The sequence below is a fragment of the Lonsdalea quercina subsp. quercina genome (assembly GCF_000688695.1).
Taxonomy (GTDB): domain Bacteria; phylum Pseudomonadota; class Gammaproteobacteria; order Enterobacterales; family Enterobacteriaceae; genus Lonsdalea; species Lonsdalea quercina_D.
In genome coordinates this window covers 248,426-268,231 of record NZ_JIBQ01000009.1, presented here as the reverse complement: position 1 = coordinate 268,231, position 19,806 = coordinate 248,426, and the positions used below count along the sequence as shown (strand labels likewise).

15 protein-coding genes and 1 tRNA gene are annotated in these 19,806 nt (G+C 53.6%); 3 read left to right on the top strand and 13 right to left on the bottom strand.

Annotation, left to right across the window (positions count from 1 at the left end):
* The first annotated feature begins 43 nt into the window (after positions 1 to 43).
* Positions 44 to 1,075 carry a nucleoside hydrolase gene (locus tag SB13_RS10530; RefSeq protein ID WP_026740313.1) on the top strand — a complete coding sequence of 344 codons (1,032 nt, stop codon included), beginning with the start codon at positions 44 to 46 and terminating at the stop codon, positions 1,073 to 1,075.
* A gap of 118 nt (positions 1,076 to 1,193) precedes the next feature.
* On the opposite strand, the gene SB13_RS18040 is transcribed toward SB13_RS10530, so the two are convergent.
* Together SB13_RS18040 and SB13_RS10525 are read right to left on the bottom strand one after the other, a co-directional pair.
* Positions 1,194 to 1,337 (bottom strand): hypothetical protein, encoded by a 144-nt coding sequence (locus SB13_RS18040; protein ID WP_235202398.1) that lies wholly within the window; start codon positions 1,335 to 1,337, stop codon positions 1,194 to 1,196.
* Positions 1,338 to 1,484: 147 nt separating this feature from the next.
* Positions 1,485 to 1,561, bottom strand: a tRNA-Val gene (locus tag SB13_RS10525).
* A gap of 551 nt (positions 1,562 to 2,112) precedes the next feature.
* On the opposite strand from SB13_RS10525, the gene SB13_RS10520 reads away from it, so the two are divergent.
* The gene (locus SB13_RS10520; protein WP_026740312.1) at positions 2,113 to 2,673 is read left to right on the top strand and encodes a helix-turn-helix domain-containing protein; all 561 of its coding nucleotides are present in this window, start codon (positions 2,113 to 2,115) and stop codon (positions 2,671 to 2,673) included.
* A gap of 416 nt (positions 2,674 to 3,089) precedes the next feature.
* Here the strand turns inward: SB13_RS10520 and SB13_RS10515 are convergent, their stop codons facing one another.
* The 3 genes from SB13_RS10515 to SB13_RS10505 form a co-directional block, all read right to left on the bottom strand.
* Positions 3,090 to 3,956 (bottom strand): ABC transporter permease, encoded by an 867-nt coding sequence (locus SB13_RS10515; protein ID WP_026740311.1) that lies wholly within the window; start codon positions 3,954 to 3,956, stop codon positions 3,090 to 3,092.
* Positions 3,957 to 3,986: 30 nt separating this feature from the next.
* Positions 3,987 to 4,862, bottom strand: a complete 876-nt coding sequence (locus tag SB13_RS10510; protein WP_051619097.1) for an ABC transporter ATP-binding protein — start codon at positions 4,860 to 4,862, stop codon at positions 3,987 to 3,989.
* A gap of 118 nt (positions 4,863 to 4,980) precedes the next feature.
* A complete protein-coding gene (locus SB13_RS10505) occupies positions 4,981 to 5,979 on the bottom strand; it encodes an ABC transporter substrate-binding protein (RefSeq protein WP_152545810.1) in 999 nt (332 codons plus the stop codon).
* 2,135 nt (positions 5,980 to 8,114) lie between these two features.
* Here SB13_RS10505 and SB13_RS10500 point away from each other — a divergent pair.
* Positions 8,115 to 11,981 (top strand): non-ribosomal peptide synthetase, encoded by a 3,867-nt coding sequence (locus tag SB13_RS10500; RefSeq protein WP_026740309.1) that lies wholly within the window; start codon positions 8,115 to 8,117, stop codon positions 11,979 to 11,981.
* 201 nt (positions 11,982 to 12,182) lie between these two features.
* Here the strand turns inward: SB13_RS10500 and SB13_RS17345 are convergent, their stop codons facing one another.
* The 8 genes from SB13_RS17345 to SB13_RS10465 form a co-directional block, all read right to left on the bottom strand.
* Complete coding sequence (locus SB13_RS17345) at positions 12,183 to 12,335, bottom strand: DUF2474 domain-containing protein (RefSeq protein ID WP_072000241.1); 153 nt, start codon at positions 12,333 to 12,335, stop codon at positions 12,183 to 12,185.
* Between the two features lie 18 nt (positions 12,336 to 12,353).
* Positions 12,354 to 13,361 (bottom strand): cytochrome d ubiquinol oxidase subunit II, encoded by a 1,008-nt coding sequence (gene cydB / locus SB13_RS10495; protein WP_026740308.1) that lies wholly within the window; start codon positions 13,359 to 13,361, stop codon positions 12,354 to 12,356.
* A 1-nt stretch (position 13,362) separates the two neighbouring features.
* Positions 13,363 to 14,784: a cytochrome ubiquinol oxidase subunit I gene (locus SB13_RS10490; protein ID WP_026740307.1), complete on the bottom strand. Its 1,422-nt coding sequence runs from the start codon at positions 14,782 to 14,784 to the stop codon at positions 13,363 to 13,365.
* A gap of 242 nt (positions 14,785 to 15,026) precedes the next feature.
* Positions 15,027 to 15,734, bottom strand: coding sequence for an SDR family NAD(P)-dependent oxidoreductase (locus SB13_RS10485; RefSeq protein ID WP_026740306.1), 708 nt, complete (start codon positions 15,732 to 15,734; stop codon positions 15,027 to 15,029).
* Positions 15,731 to 16,246, bottom strand: a complete 516-nt coding sequence (locus SB13_RS10480; protein ID WP_200872293.1) for a cupin domain-containing protein — start codon at positions 16,244 to 16,246, stop codon at positions 15,731 to 15,733. Before SB13_RS10480 ends, SB13_RS10485 begins: the two co-directional genes overlap by 4 nt.
* Positions 16,247 to 16,260: 14 nt before the next feature.
* Positions 16,261 to 17,283 (bottom strand): NAD-dependent epimerase/dehydratase family protein, encoded by a 1,023-nt coding sequence (locus SB13_RS10475; protein WP_026740304.1) that lies wholly within the window; start codon positions 17,281 to 17,283, stop codon positions 16,261 to 16,263.
* Between the two features lie 742 nt (positions 17,284 to 18,025).
* The gene (locus tag SB13_RS10470) at positions 18,026 to 19,210 is read right to left on the bottom strand and encodes an MFS transporter (protein WP_051616474.1); all 1,185 of its coding nucleotides are present in this window, start codon (positions 19,208 to 19,210) and stop codon (positions 18,026 to 18,028) included.
* Positions 19,200 to 19,790 (bottom strand): hypothetical protein, encoded by a 591-nt coding sequence (locus SB13_RS10465; protein ID WP_026740303.1) that lies wholly within the window; start codon positions 19,788 to 19,790, stop codon positions 19,200 to 19,202. Before SB13_RS10465 ends, SB13_RS10470 begins: the two co-directional genes overlap by 11 nt.
* Positions 19,791 to 19,806: the final 16 nt, after the last annotated feature.

The window sequence follows — 19,806 nt, the reverse complement described above, 5'->3', positions numbered from 1 at the left end:
GGCACATCCATGTTGTGTCCTTTTCGCTTATGGGGATCTTTTTATGATTATCACTAGAAGTAAGAAACGCGGGTTAATGCTGATGAGCCAGGGTCTGGCTCTACTTCTCGTCGTGCTGTGGAGCGTGTCGTCGCGAGCGGCCGAGCTGCCGTATGACGTGGTGGAACACAAGCAAATCAGAGTCATGATTAGCAGCGATGCTAAAAACGAGGCGGACGACGATTTCGCGGTGGCGCACGCGTTAATGTCGCCCACGCTGAAGGTGACCGGTCTTATCGCCGCCCACTACGCTCGAACGGCGCCGTTGTTAAAACGTCCTGCCGCTGACAGCATGATGGAAAGCTATCGCGAGCTGCAGCGCTTAACACAGGTGATGGGAAAAACGGCGGTGCCGGTTTATCGCGGCGCAACGGGGCCGCTGGAGGGTAAACCGGCCCTGAGCGAAGGCGCGCAGCAGTTGATCGACGAGGCCAAAAAAGACGATCCTCAGCCGCTATTTGTTCTGGTGCTCGGCGCGCTGACCGATGTTGCGGCCGCGCTGCAGGCGGACCCGACGATTGCCAAGAAAATGACCGTGATTTGGATCGGCGGCATGCCTTATCCAAAGGGCGGCTGGGAATACAACCTGTTTAACGATCCGCAGGCGGCGAATGTGGTGCTCCAGTCCAACGTTCCGCTGTGGCAGGTCCCGCATAACGTCTACATGTCGGTCAGGGTCTCTTTGGCGGAGCTGGCGGCGCGCGTCAAACCGCAGGGCAAGGTCGGCGAGTATCTGTGGCAGCAGCTGATTGACTTTAATCGGGAAATCTCGATGACCTTAAAGGACGTGCCCTGGCCGAAAAGCGAAGTGTGGGTCTTGGGCGATAACCCCTCGGTCGCGCTGTTGCTGGATGACCACGAATACCAATATACACTGCGTGATGCACCGCAGATTAATGATGACCTGAGCTATGGGCAGCAGAAAAGCCCCCGACAGATCCGGGTTTATCATGCTGTGGACACGCGTTTCACGCTGGAAGATTTCTACGCCAAGCTGGCGTTGCTCTATGGAGAGAAGGGGACACGCGCACAGTAGGACGGGGTTAACGACAGGGGATTGATCCCCCTGACTCAAACAAAAGTAGCAAAGACATCCAAGCCGTCACACAAAATGTGGCGGCTTTCGTTTAGGCACGCGTTAGGCGTGTAAGAAACTATCGCGGCGAAATGTTGTTCTGGCTGGGGGGGGCATAGACGCTGACCGGCAGTAGCGTGCTTTGTAGTTTGGCGGCCCCGATTTTGATCAGCGTGGTTTTGTAGGAACCAGTAGCGTGTCGGTAATGGACGGTTGGCAACATCTGGAGAATCGATGATAAAGCGAACAAAGCCGGGGGAATAAACGGATAGAACCAGCAATACAGGGGAAAGTCACGATTAGAAAACGGGGGATCATCAATGATGACGGATAGGTCAGGGAACTAGGACTGCCGAAGGCAGAAAAGAATTGGTACGACCGAGTGGACTCGAACCACCGACCCCCACCATGTCAAGGTGGTGCTCTAACCAACTGAGCTACGGTCGTACAGGGTGTTTCGCATAAAATCTAGAGATAACTCTTTGATTAAAATGCTTTTTCTTGCGTTCCAGTAACTGGAATGGACGTCATTATGGACTGCTCCGGCATGGATGGCAAGCCCTTTGTTGCTTCTCATATTCAAGTGTCGAATGTTTGGCCGACTTTCCGCTCCAAAGCCTATAAAGAGAGCTGAGGCGAATAAAAATCGCTCTACTGTGACCCTCTCATACCGGGCGGCGATGACGGGTGTGGGGGCTCACCGAATTCGGCTCTGTGGCACAACCGAATATGTTGATAGAAAGGGGGAATCGATAGGTAAGATAAAAGTCAGATTAAGCAATGGATAAATGCACAAATAATATGCGACCAGAAAGTTAACTTGATGGGTAATAAGAGAGCAGACCAGTAAAGTCCAGATTTAACCTACCATAATTTTTGTTAAGTGCTATGGTTTATGAGAATTGCTTAAACGATAAAAATTCATACTGTTCGATTTAGCCGCACTAAAAACGGCTTTACTTGGTTTCTATTGCTTGCGGTATGGGGGTGGTATAACAATGGACTATGTGTTCCTGGTTGAGAATGAAATCATTTCTTATTCTTTACAGAATATCATTATCAGTAAAATAATGACGGATAGCGATAGGTGTTTTGTCGCTGCGGATATCTGTGATTTAGTCAACAATCTGCAGCAGGAAAAAGAGCAGGTATTTCTTATTGAAGTATTGCATGACTCTTCCATCATCTCTTCGCTGGTTGACGTAATAAAATACATCAATAGCAATAACAAGATTGTCATCTTCAAAGACAGTCAGCCTGACCGGATGTTTCGCTATATCAATTACGATGCGATTATCGATTTGAAAAGTCCGATCGTTGAAATCATCTCCAAGATACAAGACGTCACACACCATGCCTCAGGCCCATCCTGGGATGTGCAACTGAAAAAACTCTCTCCCAGAGAGCAATTGGTGCTTCAGTATCTGTTGAAGGGGAAAAGCAACAAGGAAGTGTCTGGCCTTTTGTGTTTGAGTGAAAAAACGATTAGCTGCCATAAGCAAAGCATGCTACGGAAACTCAATATCAAAAGTATTATGGAAGCGTCTCAGCGTCGATGATTATTCGTGTTGCTGCGCGAGATTTTTATTAGAATCGACAATTGTTTATATTCATACACACGCAAATAAAATGTTTTTTCTTCGAGCGTCAGTTAACTCTCGTTGTTTATCTCACGTGACATTTTATTTACAATATTTTTATAAGCGTGAATAATAATATAATTCAATATTGTCTACTCTATTTAAAATCGATGTCTTTTCTCTTTATCTTAAATAGATTGATGGTGTTGAAATAATCAACTAATAAAAATATCGAGGTATCGCTCTAAGTCTCAAACTTACGCCCGGTTGTAAGGTGTGACGGCGATGAAGTCAGTCCCACATCTTATTCATACATAAAGAAAAGTGCATTTCCCTTTGCCTGTATCGAGGGGCAGTACGCCGACGAAATACCCTCGTCGGCGTACTGCGTATTGCTAGCGCTGCATTCCCCAGCGTTTGATCGTGACCCGTTCGATGGTGGCGAAGATCAGCGTTTCCACGAGCAGTCCAATGATAATCACCGAAGCTAATCCGGCGAATACCCGGTCGGTATACAGTTCGTTGCGGTTCTGAAAAATGTACCAGCCCAGTCCGCCTTGTCCGCTGGATGCGCCAAAGACCAGCTCGGCGGCGATGAGCGTACGCCAGGCGAAAGCCCAGCCTATTTTGAGACCGGAGAGAATAGAAGGCAGCGCCGCCGGGATCAGAATGTGCCAAACGTAGCGTAACCCCTTAAGTCCATAATTACGGCCGGTCATCCTCAGCGTCTCCGAGACCCCGAGAAAGCCTGAATAGGTATTTAACGCCATCGGCCACAGTACCGAATGAATCAGCACGAAAATTAAACTTTGTGTGCCCAGCCCGAACCACAGCAGCGCCAGCGGTAACAGCGCGATAGCGGGCAGGGGATTCAACATAGAGGTTAGCGTGGACAGCAGATCGCGGCCCAGCCGAGTGGAGACCGCCAGTGCGCTGAGCGCCAGCGCCAACGCGGTCCCAATCAGATAGCCTTTCACCAGCGTACTCATGGAGATGGCGATCTTAGCGGGCAGTTCGCCGTTACGTATATCCTCAATAAACGCCGTCGCCGCCTGAGTAAACGTCGGCAGCAACAAATCATTATTTTGCCAGCGGGCGGCGCCCTCCCACAGCAAAGCCAGCAAGATCAGCAAGAGTGACTTGCGGACGGCGCCCTGATTCCACAGGCGGTTAAGCAGCGGTAATGGCTGGGCGACGTTAATATCGGTCAGCGGAGCCAGCTCTCTCTGGTACTCCGGACGAACAGGGGGATGTTGACTCATCGTGAAACCTTTCATGTTAAGAGATAAAACTCAGCGCGAGTGTTGTCCAGCCAGCGCGCGAATGGGCGAGGGCGTCGACGAGGTTGGCGCCGGGGCCACGGAATGGCCCGTCGGAAACAGCAGATCGTGGATGCGCCGCGCCGCCGCCTGAAACTCTGTGCCGCCTTCATCGTGGTGAGAGAACTGATGACAATTGAGCTCGGCGCGCACGCGTCCTGGATGGGGCGACAGCAGCAGAATGCGGTTACCGACGACCAGCGCTTCTTCAATCGAGTGGGTGACGAACAGCAGCGTGAAGCGCACCTCCTCCCAGAGTTCCAGCAGCTCCTGCTGCATTTTGCGGCGTGTCAGCGCATCCAGCGCGGCAAACGGTTCGTCCATCAAGAGCACCTTCGGTTTCATCGCCAATGCGCGCGCAATGGCGACCCGCTGCTTCATCCCCCCGGACAGCGTATGCGGCCAGGCGTTGGCGAAGTCGGCCAGCCCTACTTTTTCCAGATAATACATCGCCTGATCTCGCGCTTCGGCGGCGGACAGCTTGCCGGTCACGAGGAGTGGGAACTGCGTATTTTCCAACACGGTTTTCCACGGCGGCAGTTGGTCGAACTCCTGAAAGACCATCATCCGTTCCGGCCCCGGCTGCGAGATGGCCTTTCCTTCCAGCAGGATGCGGCCATCGACCGGCGGAAGAAATCCGCCGACGGCTTTCAATAGGCTGGATTTACCGCAGCCGGAAGGGCCGAGCAGGATGAAGCGTTCAGCCGGGAAAATATCGAAGCTCACGTCATGGGTGGCGCGCACCCGGCGTTCGCGAGTGGCGTATTCCAGGCCGACGTTCTCCACCTGTAGCAGTGGGACGTCGGGCCGGATCGTGGCGTCACGATCCTGCGATAAATGTTTAGACATCTTGGTTTCCTCTCGTTGTTGTCCACCGCCAGTGAGGACGACGATAACGCCCCGTCGGCGCGTGAATGCCCGCCAACCCCCAAGGTCGGTAGGCCGGAGATCTCCGCGCCGGCGGCATTTAGCTTCCCGAATCGACGTGTGGATCGTCGAAGAAGTAATCCTTAACCGACTCAGGATTGTTTTTCAGCGCGCCAACGCGGTACATGAACTGGCCCAAAGACAGCGTGTTTTGCGGCGTAATACTGAATTTGGATTCAGGACTTTTGAGAATGCTCAGCAACAGCTTGCGGTCGATTTTTGACTTGGTGATGCGAATGAAGGCGTCTGCCGCCGCTTCTGGATTTTTGGTGGTGAAGTCTGCCGCTTCGGCCAGCGCATCGACGAAGATTTTGTAGGTGCGAGGGTTCTCTTGGCGGAATTTTTCTGTGGTGTAAAGCACCACCGGCGATGTCGGGCCGCCCTGAACGTCATAGGAGTTCAGAACGATATGCGCCTTGGGATTGCCTGCCAGCTCCTGCTCTTGGAAAGGGGCGTTGGCGAAGTGAGCGGAAATTTCCGTGCCGCCGCTGATAATGGCGGCAGTGGCGTCCGGATGCGGCACCGCGACTTGCAGCTTATCCAGACGGTTAAACGCTTTATCGCCCCAACGTTCGGCCGAAGCCGCCTGCAGGAAGCGTGATTGCAACGAGACGCCAACGGCCGGGACGGCGATGCGATCTTTATCGGTGAAGTCGGCGATCGTTTTGACGTTGGGGTTAGTGCTGATGAGATAGTAGGGGAAGCTGCCGGTGGCGAGCACAGCCTTCACATTCTGACGATTTTTGGTGCGATCCCACAGGGTAAACAGTGGGGCGATGCCCGCGCCGGCGATATCCACGGATCCTGACAGCAACGCATCATTCACCGCCGCGCCGCCCGAGAGCTGCAAGTAATCTACTTTGACGTCCAGTCCTTCGGCCTTGGCATGTTTCTCAATCAGCTGCTTGTCCTGCGCCACGTTGAGCAGCAGGTAGACGATGCCGAATTGCTGTGCGATGCGCAGCTGGCCTTCCGCCTGAGCCTGCATGGGGAAGGTGAGCGCTGACGTCAACAGCGCGGCAGTGGTTGTCAAACTCATGACAATGCGGGAAAACCGCCTGGTGGAACGAGGGGGACTCTTCTGGTGTTTCATACTTTATTTCCATTAAAAGTGTTTATGCCCTTCGGCCAGATCTCTCCGTTTTCAACGGCACAGGCTGTGTAAAATAGCGATGGCGATAAGTCATTATTGAGTTGTCGTCATGCCAATGACCGTCATTTTATTCAGTCTGTGAATCTGACCGGCCTGAGGATTTTAAATAAATGTTTTTTATTACTTTAGTTTAATATACCCCGCCTTTATCAGGGTATAAGGCGAAGCATAAGTGACCCTTTCCTCCTCGCTAAATCGCGTTTTGTAATAAGCTAGAGGCAATGGTTATTTCACGAATAAACGGCGTCAGCGCCAGCCGATAATGTGGGTAATACCCTTTCCTTAATCATTGGATAATTCTGTTTTTCCGCTGACTTAAATAAAAGATTAAAGGTAACTCATTGATTGTTATGTTTTTTATTGTTGTAACCCATGTCGTTCACCGGTGAGCTGAAAATAAGTGAGGGAACGAGAATATCCCGATAAGTACAGTACCGAACTATTTGCTTATTTTGTTTTTGATTATCTATATTTCATCATTAGCTAATGCCTTAAGTTTATTAGGGTAAAAAATCCGCACGGCGATCGCAAAAAGACTCAAGCGTGGCTCTTCTTTAAAAATAGGGCCATTTTGTAATGTGTGGGGTGATGACCCACGCTGGGGCCATTCAGGACTATCTATAAACACTTCTCTCTTTCGGGCATACACGTTTTAAGATCGCGTTAGCGTCTGACCTGATTTCGTCTTTACCCAGAGGTAATCATCGGACAGACGTAAATTTTTTCCTATTTCTCTGCTGGTGAACCGTGTGGGCGGTAAGAGCCTCCTTCATTAACGTGACTTAGCTATATGCGCACGAATCATTTTCGAAAAAGAATAAAAGCCGCCTTTTAATCAGTCCACGTTCCGGGACTATTTACATTGCCCTCAAATGACAATAGGCCAAATAAGGCCATGAATTTATCTTGCTCAGATATCTCGATGAAATAATAACGCTAAGTAAACACAGTGGATGAATGTCGAAATTAACATTCCTAAATAAAAACTCAACGAAAGGGATTTATCGGTAATTAAGTTAAACCTGACGAAAAAAAGGCACTATTCCAAAACAGAATACCGTGGGCTGATATTTTCTCATTAGAAAGAAGGGCATGTCGCTGAAAACAGCGCCCTTCGTCAAAAACCGACGGTCTAAGCCATCAAAACAGCATGAGCGGGGAAGTGAGCGCTGAAGGGGTGTCGCATCCGAGCATGGCGGAGAACCCCGCCAATACTGGCGTAAGCGGCGGTTAAGCCTTTCCGCGAGTGCGCTGAAGGGTGACGTGGCAGACGCTGCAGGAGACGCGTGATGCTCAGGCGGAAAGGCTGAGGGCACGGTGCGGCAGGGTTATCCTCGAAAATCGACTTTTTGCCGTAAAGTTATTTTCATTAAGCGGGATTGTTTCGGCCCGTTATTTAAATCACAAATGTAACTCGATATAAATAGTGACACACTCTCCCAGATGACTATTCAAGATAAGCAACGGCTGTTATCAACAGAATAAAAATGGAGAAGAGTTTTGAAATGTCCGTTTTTCTTATTTTTTATCGAGAAAGGTCGAAGTGATTATTTTAGAGTCGTGTCAATTTATTGTTTTTAAGTTATTGATTTTGTTAATCTTGTTTCTGATTGTTGTTTGGTGAAATTCTCGCTGATCGGGGTACTAATGAGACGGCGGTAATATTGGGGTGTGGGTGTTTTCATAATAAAACTATCTTTTTAATTCGCGGAAATTCAATATGGATATTTATTTGAAATAGCCAAAAAATAAATACTGATGATACTTTGCTCAGACGTTTTATTTGCTCTTGCTTAATTAACTTTTTTATATCTATCATAGAAAAACAAAATGACAGACCATTAATTCTTACCCTCTGGGTATTATTACTTATTAGATTTCCTCGTGAAATTATTGCACCGGGCCGATAACTCTATGGTTATTAAGCTACGTCAGTGGCGAAAATCGATACTCGTTAAAAACTCTCAGTCGTAGAAATTAACGAGTGGAATCTGCGTGGTAATTATAAAGAGGAATGTTTTATGCCTGAAAAGGAACCCTGTCCACTGAGCGCTGCCCAACAGGAAGTTTGTTTCGCTATCGCAAAAGCTGAACATAATCTGAATTATCATTTATGTGACGTGCTTGAGTTTAAAGGGCAGCTTAATCGTGATTTGCTCATTCAAGCTATTAATACCGTGTGCCGCGAAGTCGATACCACGCACACTCAATTCGAAATAAACCCCGCGTCTGGGCAATACGTGCAATATGTCGTGCCTTGCCAGACACACGCTTACGTGCAATATGTTGATCTTTCCGCCGAACGCGACCCTGAACCGGCCTATCAATTGCTACTCGATAATCTCCTGGGTCGAGATATGGACCTGGCTCATGCGCCGCTGATCCGCTACTGCCTGGTCAAAATAGCCGACGACCAGCATCGCCTGATAGAGATGGGAACGCACTTGATCCTTGACGGTTACAGTCATGGGATATTGTTCCGACTGCTGGCGGAACATTACGGACAGCTACTGCGCAATGAAACCCCCGCGCCACTGATGCTGGAGCCGTTAAAACGGGTGCATGAAGTGGAACAGGTGTACCGTAAGAGTTCTTCTTATATAAAGGATCAGGCCTACTGGCGTGATTATTGTCTGGCTTTGCCGGAAGTCACGCAGCTGGTGCCGGGCAATGTGCCGCTGACTACGCTCAACCGCCTGCGGAAGCGTTACACCGGGGAAAATTTGGACCGCCTGAGAACCCTCGTCTCGGTCAACTATCCGGAGTTACGTTTATCAAGCATCCTCATCGCGGTGTGCGCCGCCTACCTGCATAAAATGACGGGGCAGGACGAACTGGTTGTGGGCATGCCCGTCGCCGCCCGTAAAGCGAAAGCGCTGCGCAACATCCTGTCGATGGTGGCCAACATTCTGCCGTTACACATCTCTTTCTCTGCCGACTCCACGATAATTTCCGTCGCGGCGGCTATTCAGCGTCAACTGCGCCACCATTTGTTACATCAGGGCTACCGTTCAGAATCGATGATCCGCGATCTTTACGCCGAGCGCGGGCACAAACCCCTGTTTAACACGTTGATCAATGTGATTGCCTACGACCAGAGCGCCCACTTCGACGGCTGTGAGATGTCAGTGGATAACGTGGCCTGCGGGCCGGTAGAGCATCTGAGTTTCAATATTTTCGACCGTAATAGCGACGGTCACCTGGACTTCGGGTTCGACGCCAACGCGGATTTGTATCCGATGGACGGTTTGGCGTTGTATTACCAGCGGCTGATTTCTCTGCTGGAGCAGTTTGTGGACGCGCCGGCGTCGCGGGTGGCGGATTTCGACCTGCTATTGCCCGGCGAGCGTGAACGTGTTTACCCGCTGCCGCCCCGTCCGGATGCGCTGCCGTTGTTCCCCGAAACGTTTGCCGATTCCGTACGGTCTTATGCCAATGAGATTGCGCTGGTACAAGATAAACGTCAGGTCAGCTACGCCGAGCTGGATGAGGCTTCCAACCGCCTGGCCGCGCATCTGCGGGAACGGGGCATCCGCCCCGGCGACGATGTAGCGGTGGTTGTCGCGCGCAGCGTCGAGTGGGTGGTGACGATGGCCGCACTGTTCAAACTGGGAGCCTGCTACATTCCTATCGTGCCCGAGTTACCGGAGGGCCGTATCAGCTACATTCTTGACGATGCGAAGCCTGCCGCCGTGATAGTGGTATCGGACAGTCCGCTGAACGCCGACGTCGACCCGTCCATCGTGCTGCATCTGACGGCGGAGAGTCTGGCCGCACTGCCGCCAGCGACGCATCCTCTGGATCGTTTCGATCAGTCCACGCTGGCCTACCTGATCTATACCTCCGGCTCGACCGGCAAACCGAAAGGGGTGGAAGTCACCCACCGTAATCTGGTGTCGATCGCCGGTTCGGCGATGGCGGCGGCGAAATTACAGCCTGGCGTTCGAGTACTGCAATTTATCGCGGCGGGCTTCGATATGTCGGTATTGGAAATCTTCATGACGCTGCTTTCCGGCGCAACGTTGGTGATTGCGGACAAGGTTTCCGCCACGCCGGGCCGGGCGTTGGCGTCGCTGATCAAAAGCAAGAACATCCATGCGCTGGTCATGACCCCCAGTCTACTGGCTTACCACCAGACGGAGGATTTCCCACAGGGTATGACGCTGCTGCTAGGGGGAGAATCCTGTACGTTGGCGCTGTTGGCGCGCTTCTCCCACTGCCGTTTGCTTAACGTCTACGGCCCGACGGAAACCTCGTTCGCCACCTCGATTAACGCCCATTACGGCGCCGCCGATCTCTCGATTGGCGACCCCACGGCCAACACGCGTCTCTATGTCGTAGACCGGAATCAGCGCCTGTTGCCGCCGGGCGCCTGGGGGGAGCTGTATATCGCGGGGCCGGGGGTCGCCAGAGGTTATCGCAACCGGCCGGATCTGACGGCCGAAGGTTTTGTCCCCGATCTGCTGGACCCCGAACGCAGAATGTACCGGGCGGGTGACCGTGTGTTCTTCGATCATCAGGGACTCATTCACTATCAGGGCCGTAAAGATAATCAGGTCAAGCTGCGCGGTCTGCGCATCGAGCTGGATGAAATCAAAAACGCGTTGCTAAGCTGCCAAGGGGTGGAAGATGCGGTGGCGATGCTGAAAGAGCTGGCCTACGGCCCGGCGATCGTGGCTTACGTCGCCAACAGCCAGCTGGAACTGGACAGCGAAACCCTGAAGCTGGCTGTCGGTCGTCAGCTGCCCCAGTATATGGTCCCCAGCGTGATTATGGTGGTCGAGTCTTTTCCGTTGACGCCCAACGGCAAGCTGGCTGTCCGGGAGCTTCCCGAGCCTATCATGCTGGACAAGGTTGAACTGTCGCCGCCGCGCACACCGGAAGAGGAGTCGCTGTGCCGGCTGTTCGCCACCATCCTTGAGTGCGACAAAGTCTACGCCAACCAGAACTTCTTTACGCTCGGAGGCCATTCGCTGCTGGGGCTACAGCTTATCAACCTGATCCGCGACGAGTTCGGCGTGCAGTTGGGCATCACCGATTTTCTCTCCTCGCCGACGCCGCGACAGCTGGCGCAACGACTCAGAATCGCTGGCTGTGCCGCCGACCCGTTTGATCCTATTCTGCCGTTGCGTACGACGGGCGATCGTCCACCGCTGTTTTGCTTCCATCCCGGCGGCGGGATCGGTTGGGCCTTCGCCGGGCTGCTGCCTTATCTGCCGGACGACCAGCCGGTCTACGCATTGCAGTCGCCCATCCTTCAGGATCCGACGCGCGTCATTCATTCCATTGATGAAATGGCGGTGGACTATCTGCGACGGATCCGGACGATCCAGGCGCACGGCCCTTATCAGCTGGCCGGGTGGTCGGTTGGCGGCAACGTCGCACTGCGCGCCGCCAATCTGCTGCAAGCGGCGGGCGAGGAAGTCAGCTTCCTGACCATGTTCGACAGCTACCCGCTGCAACACGGCAGGGCGTCGCTGCGACTGGATGACGAGACCATCATCACGCGGATGACCCGGGCGATTTCCGGCGCGGCGCGCGGAGGAATGAAAGGGCTGAAGAGTGCGATGGAGGAGGCGCTCGGGGATCGCAGCATTCGTGAAACGTTCCTGACGCGTCTCGTCGGCGACGCCACGCTGATGCTGGATCTGCTGGAGAAATGTCGATATCAGCCCTTCCACGGCGACCTGCTCTTTATCCGCGCCTCGACCGATATTCTGAGATCGCAGGAACAACAGCCGGAGCTTTGGCGCCCCTACGTCACGGGAAAACTGATTCAATATGATGTGGATGCCACGCATGAGTGCCTGCTGCAACGCCAGTATCTGCAACAGTTTGGGCGTCAGTTCGCCGACGAGCTGTTGAAACGTCAGAACTGTACCGCCTGAGCCTCTTAGGTAAAGCATCACTTTGATTATCGTCGTTCAGATCAGGGCGACCTGAGCGGCGCGATTTTTCATCGTTCGCCAGGGAAAGACACACAAGACGACGGACTGGCTCTCCTCTCCGTCAATCAATAAATTCGGTCATCGTACCGTCATAAAGCCTCAGGCTCCGACGATTTCCGCCGGAGCCTGAGGCTTTTCTCATTAGTGGCTCTTCATTCCTGCCGCAGTCATCATCATGCGAAACAGCAGCGAGACCACGCCCAGCGCCAGAATACTTCCCGACCAGATAAGCACCATCCACAGCAGCCGCTGCCACAACGGCGCACGGGGGGGAGCGGTGTTGATTTCAGCCATATTGCCTCCGCAATTCTGTTAGTGATAACCCGCATCCGGTTTGATTTTTCCCCGGAAGACGTAATAGCTCCAAAAGGTATAGATCAAAATGATCGGGATGATGACCAGTGCTCCGACCAGCATAAAACGCTGGCTCTGCGGGGGAGCGGCGGCATCCCACAGGGTAATGGCCGGAGGAATGAGGTGCGGCCAGATACTGATGCCGAGTCCGCTAAAGCCCAGAAAGACCAGCCCCAACGTCAGCAGAAACGGTGCGTAGTGCGCATGCCCTTTCACCGCGCGGACAATTCCCCATGAACAGGCCAATACCAGCAGAGGCACCGGCGCAAAATAGAGCAGGTTCGGCATCACGAACCAACGGTCGGCGATAGCGCGATGCTCAAGCGGCGTCCACAGGCTGATGATGGCGAGAATGACCAGCAGCGCGGCCACCAGCGGGGTCGCCAGCGCGGACATTTTGCGATGCAGTTCATGCTCGGTTTTCATAATCAGCCATGTGCAGCCCAGCAGCGCATAGGCCACGACCAGACCGACGCCGCAGAACAGCGAAAATGGCGACAGCCAGCCCAACGCCGGACCGGTGTAGGTGCGTTCCGTGACGGCGAATCCGTTGAGAAACGCGCCGACGACCACCCCTTGACTGAAGGTCGCGAGCAGGGAACCGGCGATAAATGATTTATCCCAGAAAGGGCGATGCGCGGGGGTCGCCTTAAAGCGAAATTCAAAGGCGACGCCGCGAAAGATGAGCCCGATCAGCATAGCCGTCAACGGGATGGCGAGCGCATCGATAATCACGGCGTATGCCAGCGGGAATGCGCCGAATAGCGCCGCGCCGCCCAGCACCAGCCAGGTTTCGTTGCCGTCCCACACCGGGGCGACCGTGTTGACCATCATGTCGCGCTCCCCGGCATCCTGATTGAAGGGAAACAGGATGCCGATGCCGAGATCGAAGCCATCCATCACGATGTACATCAGGGTGGCGAACACGATAATGGCGAACCAGATAAATGGAAGATCGATAGTCACGTTATTTCCCCTCTTCGGTCGTTAACGGTTCACGGCTCGCCGACAACGGTCTTGACGGCGTTTGCGGTTTGCCCGGTCCACCTTCCGGCGTATGGGTGCCTTCACCGGGCCGCGGCCCTTTTTTGATCAGGTGCATCATGTAGATGTAACCGATGCCGAAGACCGAGCAATAGACTGCGATAAAGGCGAGCAGGCTGAGACTCATTTGCAGATCGCCGTGTGCGGAAACCGCCGCTGAGGTGCGCTGGAGACCGTAGACCACCCAAGGCTGACGGCCGATCTCCGTGGTGAACCAGCCGGCAAGAATGGCGAGCAGCCCGGAAGGCCCCATCAGTAACGTAAACCAAAGGAAAGGACGCGACTGATACAGGCGGCGTTTGACGCGTAGCCACAGGCTGATCAGCCCCATCAGAATCATCAGCAGGCCCAGCGCGACCATGATCCGAAACGACCAGAAAACCACCGTGGAATTGGGGCGGTCGGCTTTGGGAAAACTCTTTAACGCTGGCACCTGTTTGTCCAGACTGTGCGTCAGGATCAGGCTGCCCAGATAAGGGATCTCCAGCGTATATTTCGTACGCTCTTCGTTCATATCCGGCAGGCCGAACAGGATCAGCGGCGTGGCTTCGCCCGCCCGATTTTCCCAGTGACCTTCGATAGCGGCGATCTTGGCCGGCTGATATTCCAGCGTGTTGAGACCGTGCATATCGCCCAGCATTGCCTGAATAGGCGCGACAATCAGCGCCATCCACAGCGACATCGACAGCATGGTGCGGATAGCCGGGGTATCGTTGCCACGCAATAAATGCCACGCGGCCGAGGCGCCGACGAAAAATGCGGTGGAGAGGAAAGCCGCCGTGGTCATATGCAGCAGCCGGTAGGGGAAGGAAGGGTTAAAGATGACGGCAAACCAGTCGACCGGCACGACGACGCTGTTGATGATCTGGTAACCCTGCGGCGTATGCATCCAACTGTTCGACGCCAGTATCCAGAACGTGGACATTAACGTGCCCAGCGCCACCATGCAGGTGGCGAAAAAGTGCAGCCCCGGCCCGACGCGGTTCCAGCCGAACAGCATTACGCCAAGGAAACCGGCCTCCAGGAAAAAGGCGGTCAGCACCTCATAGGTCAGCAGCGGGCCGGTAATACTGCCCGCATACTCGGAAAAACCGCTCCAGTTGGTGCCGAACTGATAGGCCATGACCAGCCCAGAGACGACGCCCATACCAAAATTGACGGCGAAGACTTTCGACCAGAAATGGTAAAGATCGCGATAGTCCTCGTTGCGGGTTTTGAGCCATAGCGCTTCCAGCACGGCCAGAAAGCTGGCTAAGCCGATAGTGATGGCAGGGAAAATAATATGAAAAGATACCGTGAACGCGAACTGTATCCTTGCAAGATGAAATGCATCTAATCCAAACATGTCTCGCCTCTTACTGAATGAACATCTCCGTTTCCCCCTTTCGCCTGCGGCTCGGTGAACGATATCCACACAATTCGAAGGGCAAAAGAGAGAGATAGCCTAATCTTAGGTCGGATTTGCCTATCCCGAGAGGTCAGCGTCCAAATACACGCTTCGCTCAGGTGTTCAGTGCGCGGTAAACAGGGAAGGACGTTGACGGTCAGGAGAGAGAAACACCGCCCTGACCGTCACGGGGTAAAAAACTAGCGAAGAAAGCGACAACACTCCAGATCCACATTGGGCACAATGGCGCCAGGCGAGAGAGAGAGCAGGAACTGGACACAGTTCACCACATCGTCAGTCTGGATTTTATCTTCCGCCATGACGCCTGGAAAATCGCGCGTCATGTCGGTATCAACAAAGGCGGGATTGATATTGGATAGCTTGATGTTATGCGACAGCAGATCCAGCATCAGTGATTCGGAAAACCCGAGCAGCGCATGTTTAGATGCGCTGTAAGCGCCAATGCCGGGCAATACTCTTCGCGCCGCGTTGCTGACAATATTAAAGATGTAACCCATCCGCTTTCTTTTCATGGCAGGCAGCACGGCCTGGATAAGCTGAACCGGCGCAAGAAAATTGACGGCGGTCAGTTCTGCCAACTGTAAAGGCATAATCGCCTCGGTACCGCCGTGGAATATTCCTGCGTTATTGATAAACACGTCAATATTGGGCTCGTTTTCCAGTCTTCGACACAGGGAAGCGACGTCTTCGCTATCCGACAAGTCCGCTTCGAGCAGCGTGATGCGACAGGTCGGAGACAGACTTTCCCATTCGCGCTGTAACCGCTGACCGGCTTCGCGGTCGCGTACTATCGCGATGACGTCGTACTTCCCTTGCTGAATAAAGCGGGTCGCCAGCCTTTTTCCAATCCCGCGCGACGCGCCAGTGATCACGAGGGAGGAAGTCATGAACGACCTCCGTAGCTATAACGCTGTATCCACGATGGCAGTTGAGGGAAGGTGGTCAGCAAATCGTCCTGCCGCGCGATGACTGAGTCAACGATCTCCCAGCCGGGAAACACGACCTCGCTGACCAAGCCAAACTCGGCATCGGCTGAAAGTTCTGTTGATTTCCATACGCCGCCGTCGGCGACCAGTTGCAGCCGATGTCCCTGTTCAATATCGGGACCGAGGATATGTTCTTCGGTCGTGCCGTCGGGATGGATGAACCGATAAGTCAGCGGTCCTCCCGAGTGATAAAAGTGCATGATCGGCGACAGATTTTTATGGAAGTAACCGATGGGGCTCTCTTTGGTCAAAAGATAGTAGATGCATGTCGACAGGTGTCTTCGACCATTGTTGTGCTCCCGGTCGGTATTAATCAGATCCTGACTGCGATACGTCTCGTTGTAGTAGCCGCCTTCTTCATGTTTTTTCAGCGACAGCGTTCTAATGAGCATTTTCGTGGTCATTGCGGACATGGCTGTTCTCCTGGTTAGCGCGCCTGTAGCTGTCGTGTGTCGGTCGACGCCGCATCTAGCGGGTAGGGCATGTCTTCAAACNCCTGTTCGTGGTAAGGATGCCACCCGATGTTCTCAGCCAAAGCGCTACGGAACGGGCGATCGTGTGCCAGGCAGTCAAGGGCATACGAGAACGTATATTTGGGCTGCCAGTTGAGCAGTCGGACAGCTTTTTGATTGACGTACACCCGATCGATACGATCAAACAAGCGCCAGCCCAGCGAGTCATAGATATCGCGATAATGCGGGAACAGCGAGCCGACGACGGCGTCCGCATCCTGATTGAGGCGCAGGCAGTGCGCTTTATCAAAAGGCGTGGTGGTGCTCAGGATAAACGTGTCGAAGTGTGCCTCGGGGCGGTAGGTGAGGGCGGCGGCCAAATGGGCATTCACCGCATCTTCGATATCTATGCGCCGATACAGCAATTCATTGACTTTGGCGTTGTCGCTGCAAAAGGCGTTGCGGACGTCGGGGTTATCATCATCCTCATAGAAAAAGCGAGAGACTCTGAGTACAACGCAGTTGAGCCGGTAATTCCGTGAGAAAATGCGGCACAGTTCTTCGCCACCCAGCTTAGTCACTCCGTAGATGTTTTTGCTCAAGATTTGCTCGCTTTCATCAATCCAGCTGGCGGGCGAACTGGCTGCCGGTGACAGCGTGTCGCCGTACACGCTAGTTGTGCTGGAGAAAATAAATGATTTAACGTGATGGTTTTTGGCGCTTTGTAATAAATAGTACGTGCCTAATGTGTTGGTTTCGATAAATTCGCTGTGGGGGTGGGTCGCAATATGCGGCTTATGCAGTGCCGCAGTATGAAATACGATATCCACGTCTTTCATGCATCGGTCAATTAATGATTTATCCGTGATGTCACCGATGATATCGGTATTTTCCGATTGGCGCCGGTCAAAGCCAATAACATTAAATCCTCTTTCTTTGCATTTAATGGATAAGGCTGCGCCAAGATTTCCGCTACTTCCTGTAATTAAAATATTCATGCTTAACCTCAATTTTATTCTCTATCGATAGCTAAGAGTGATCTCCTGAAATGTGCCGCATTTCAGGAGGGTAAAAATGAAGGCGTGATAAATGCATGATGCAATAAAGGACTTATAATCTGCCCCTCATACGTCGATAAGTTTATCTTATGTATGATTCGTATTTTGTGGGTATGAGAATTATCTGAATGAATGCTGCGAAACCCTTGCCTGTCAAGGCTTTGATGGTACTGAAAAGGTGTGTTATTACCGGATTTCCTCTCCTAAACATGGGGTTAATTACCGATAAAGTGAAAATAAGAAAAACGTGAATGGGATTGAAGGTATTGTTATTCACTAAACAATAAAGCTTATGTGAAATAGGTGTCATTCATCGATGAAGAATAAAATAAAGTTTGTCGTTCAAGGTGGGATGATTCGGTTTTGGTTGATGGGAGTTGTTATTCCATCAGATTGGCGTGACGTTGTAGTTAGGTTCTAGATATGTTGTGGTTATGTCTTATTGATGTCCTGGTTATACCGTGGTTATTATGTGCTGCTCTTTTTTCCTATTTTATAGGAACCATTATATGTTCAATATATCGCTTTTTACCTGAGCATGAAAAAAGACCTCATCGGTGCGAGGGGAAATAACCCCGTGCACAGCATATTCACGAATTGTTCGGTCTTAAGGGCGGTTATCTAATGCCAGAATGCATGAGTGCGATTTGATGGCATATGCCCGCCCGCGTGAATGCTGTCCTCAGGGAGGCTTGCGCATCACGCGCGTTGCCGGGATCAGCGCCAGGATCCCGATGATCCCCGCGATCAGCGCCAGCATCGAAAACCCGCCTCGCGCAATGAGGAGACCGCCCAGCGCGCTACCGGCGCCGATGCCGATATAGATGACCGCGCTGTTGATCGCCAGCACCTGTTGGGACGCAGCGCCCGCCAGTCCCAGCAGCCGATGTTGAATTGGAACCAGATACATATAGCTGACGATGCCCCAGCCCGCGCCGAGGGCGAACGCTGCGACAGCCGAGTCCCGCAGTAGAACCAGCGCGACCAGCCCGGCCGTTTGCAGTGCGATGACGCAGTTAAGCACTCCCCCCGGCCCCCAGCGATCGGTCAATATCCCCGTGGCGATATTGCCGAGCACTGAGCCGATGCCATAGGCCATCAACACCCAAGGCAGCACCGGCATGTCGCCAAGACGGGTATTGGCCAGCAGGACGCTGATGTAGGCATACACGGTAAACTCCGACGTGACGACCAGCAACGTGACGCCGAACAGCCCCCAGACGGCAGCGGGAAAACGGCGCGATCCCGGCGCGAAGCGCGGCGCGTCGGCAGGTCGGGCGTCGGTGGGGGCCAACAGCGTGAATAGCAAGGCCCACGCCAGCGCGCCGAAGAACACGACGCTATAAAACGCCCAGCGCCAGTTCATGGCGTGTGACATCCAGGCCGTCAGCGGCACGCCCAGTGCCTGCGACATCGTCATGCCGCCGAAGATCAGCGCCAGCGCGACGCCTTTTCGACCCGGAGGCATGCGCTGAGCGGCCAGCGCGGTCGCCGTCGGCGTGAACGTCGCCGCGCCTAAAGCGGACACCATGCGTCCGACCATCAAGACGCTGAAGGTCGGACTCAGGGCGCTTAGCCCATTGCCCGCGATGAAGCAGGCCAGAGACAGCAGCAACACCCATTGAGGCGGCCACGCGCGCAGCCACCAGGCGCTCAGCGGTGCGAACGCGGCGTAGCACAGAGCGGAAACGGACACCAGTCTGCCCGCGGTCGCGGGAGAGATCGCCAGGTCGCCTGCGATGTCGTGCAGCGCGCCGATGGCGACGAAGGTATCCAGACCGATGGCGAACGCACCGAAGGTCAACGCCAGCGGCATCAGCCGAGCGCGCAGCGAGCCGCCAGCACGCGCATGAGGGTCAGGAAACATGCTGCGGCGCGTTCAGCTCGGGATAAGGCATGGCGATGATCTCCCCGCGATAACGCGCTCGCGGACCATACAGCAGCCATGTCGTGACGACCTCGCCGAAGGTTTCCAGAAGTTCGATGCGATCGGGGTTCTCGGTGGCGACGAAGGTGTAGGCCAGTCCTGCATCGTACTCGCCCGCCAGCAGTTTCGCCGCCACGACCGGTTTGGACGTTTCAAGGATAATTTCATCCCAGTCTTCGGGATGGATATAGCCCAGCGTGGGTTCCGGCAATGCCAAATGGCGCGGGTGTTCGATATCGCGACGCTTGAGCAACGCCAGAGGCTGGGTAGGGAAAATAAAGGTGTCCACAACCGGAAGTCGTTCGCGGTAGCGCTCGGTGACGATGTGTACCTGATGATGGGCGCTGCACTGTAGCAGGTAGGCATCGCCATCATCGACGGCCTGTTGGCCTGCGGCCACGAGATCGTCGACCAGAATGATCTCTGCCTCCGCCTCCGGCACGTTCTGGAAGCGCAGGTAGTGCCGCAGGGCGTTCTCATGGCAGGTGCCGGAAGGGCCCAGCGTGTAAATTCGTATCATGCGTCAGATCTCCTTC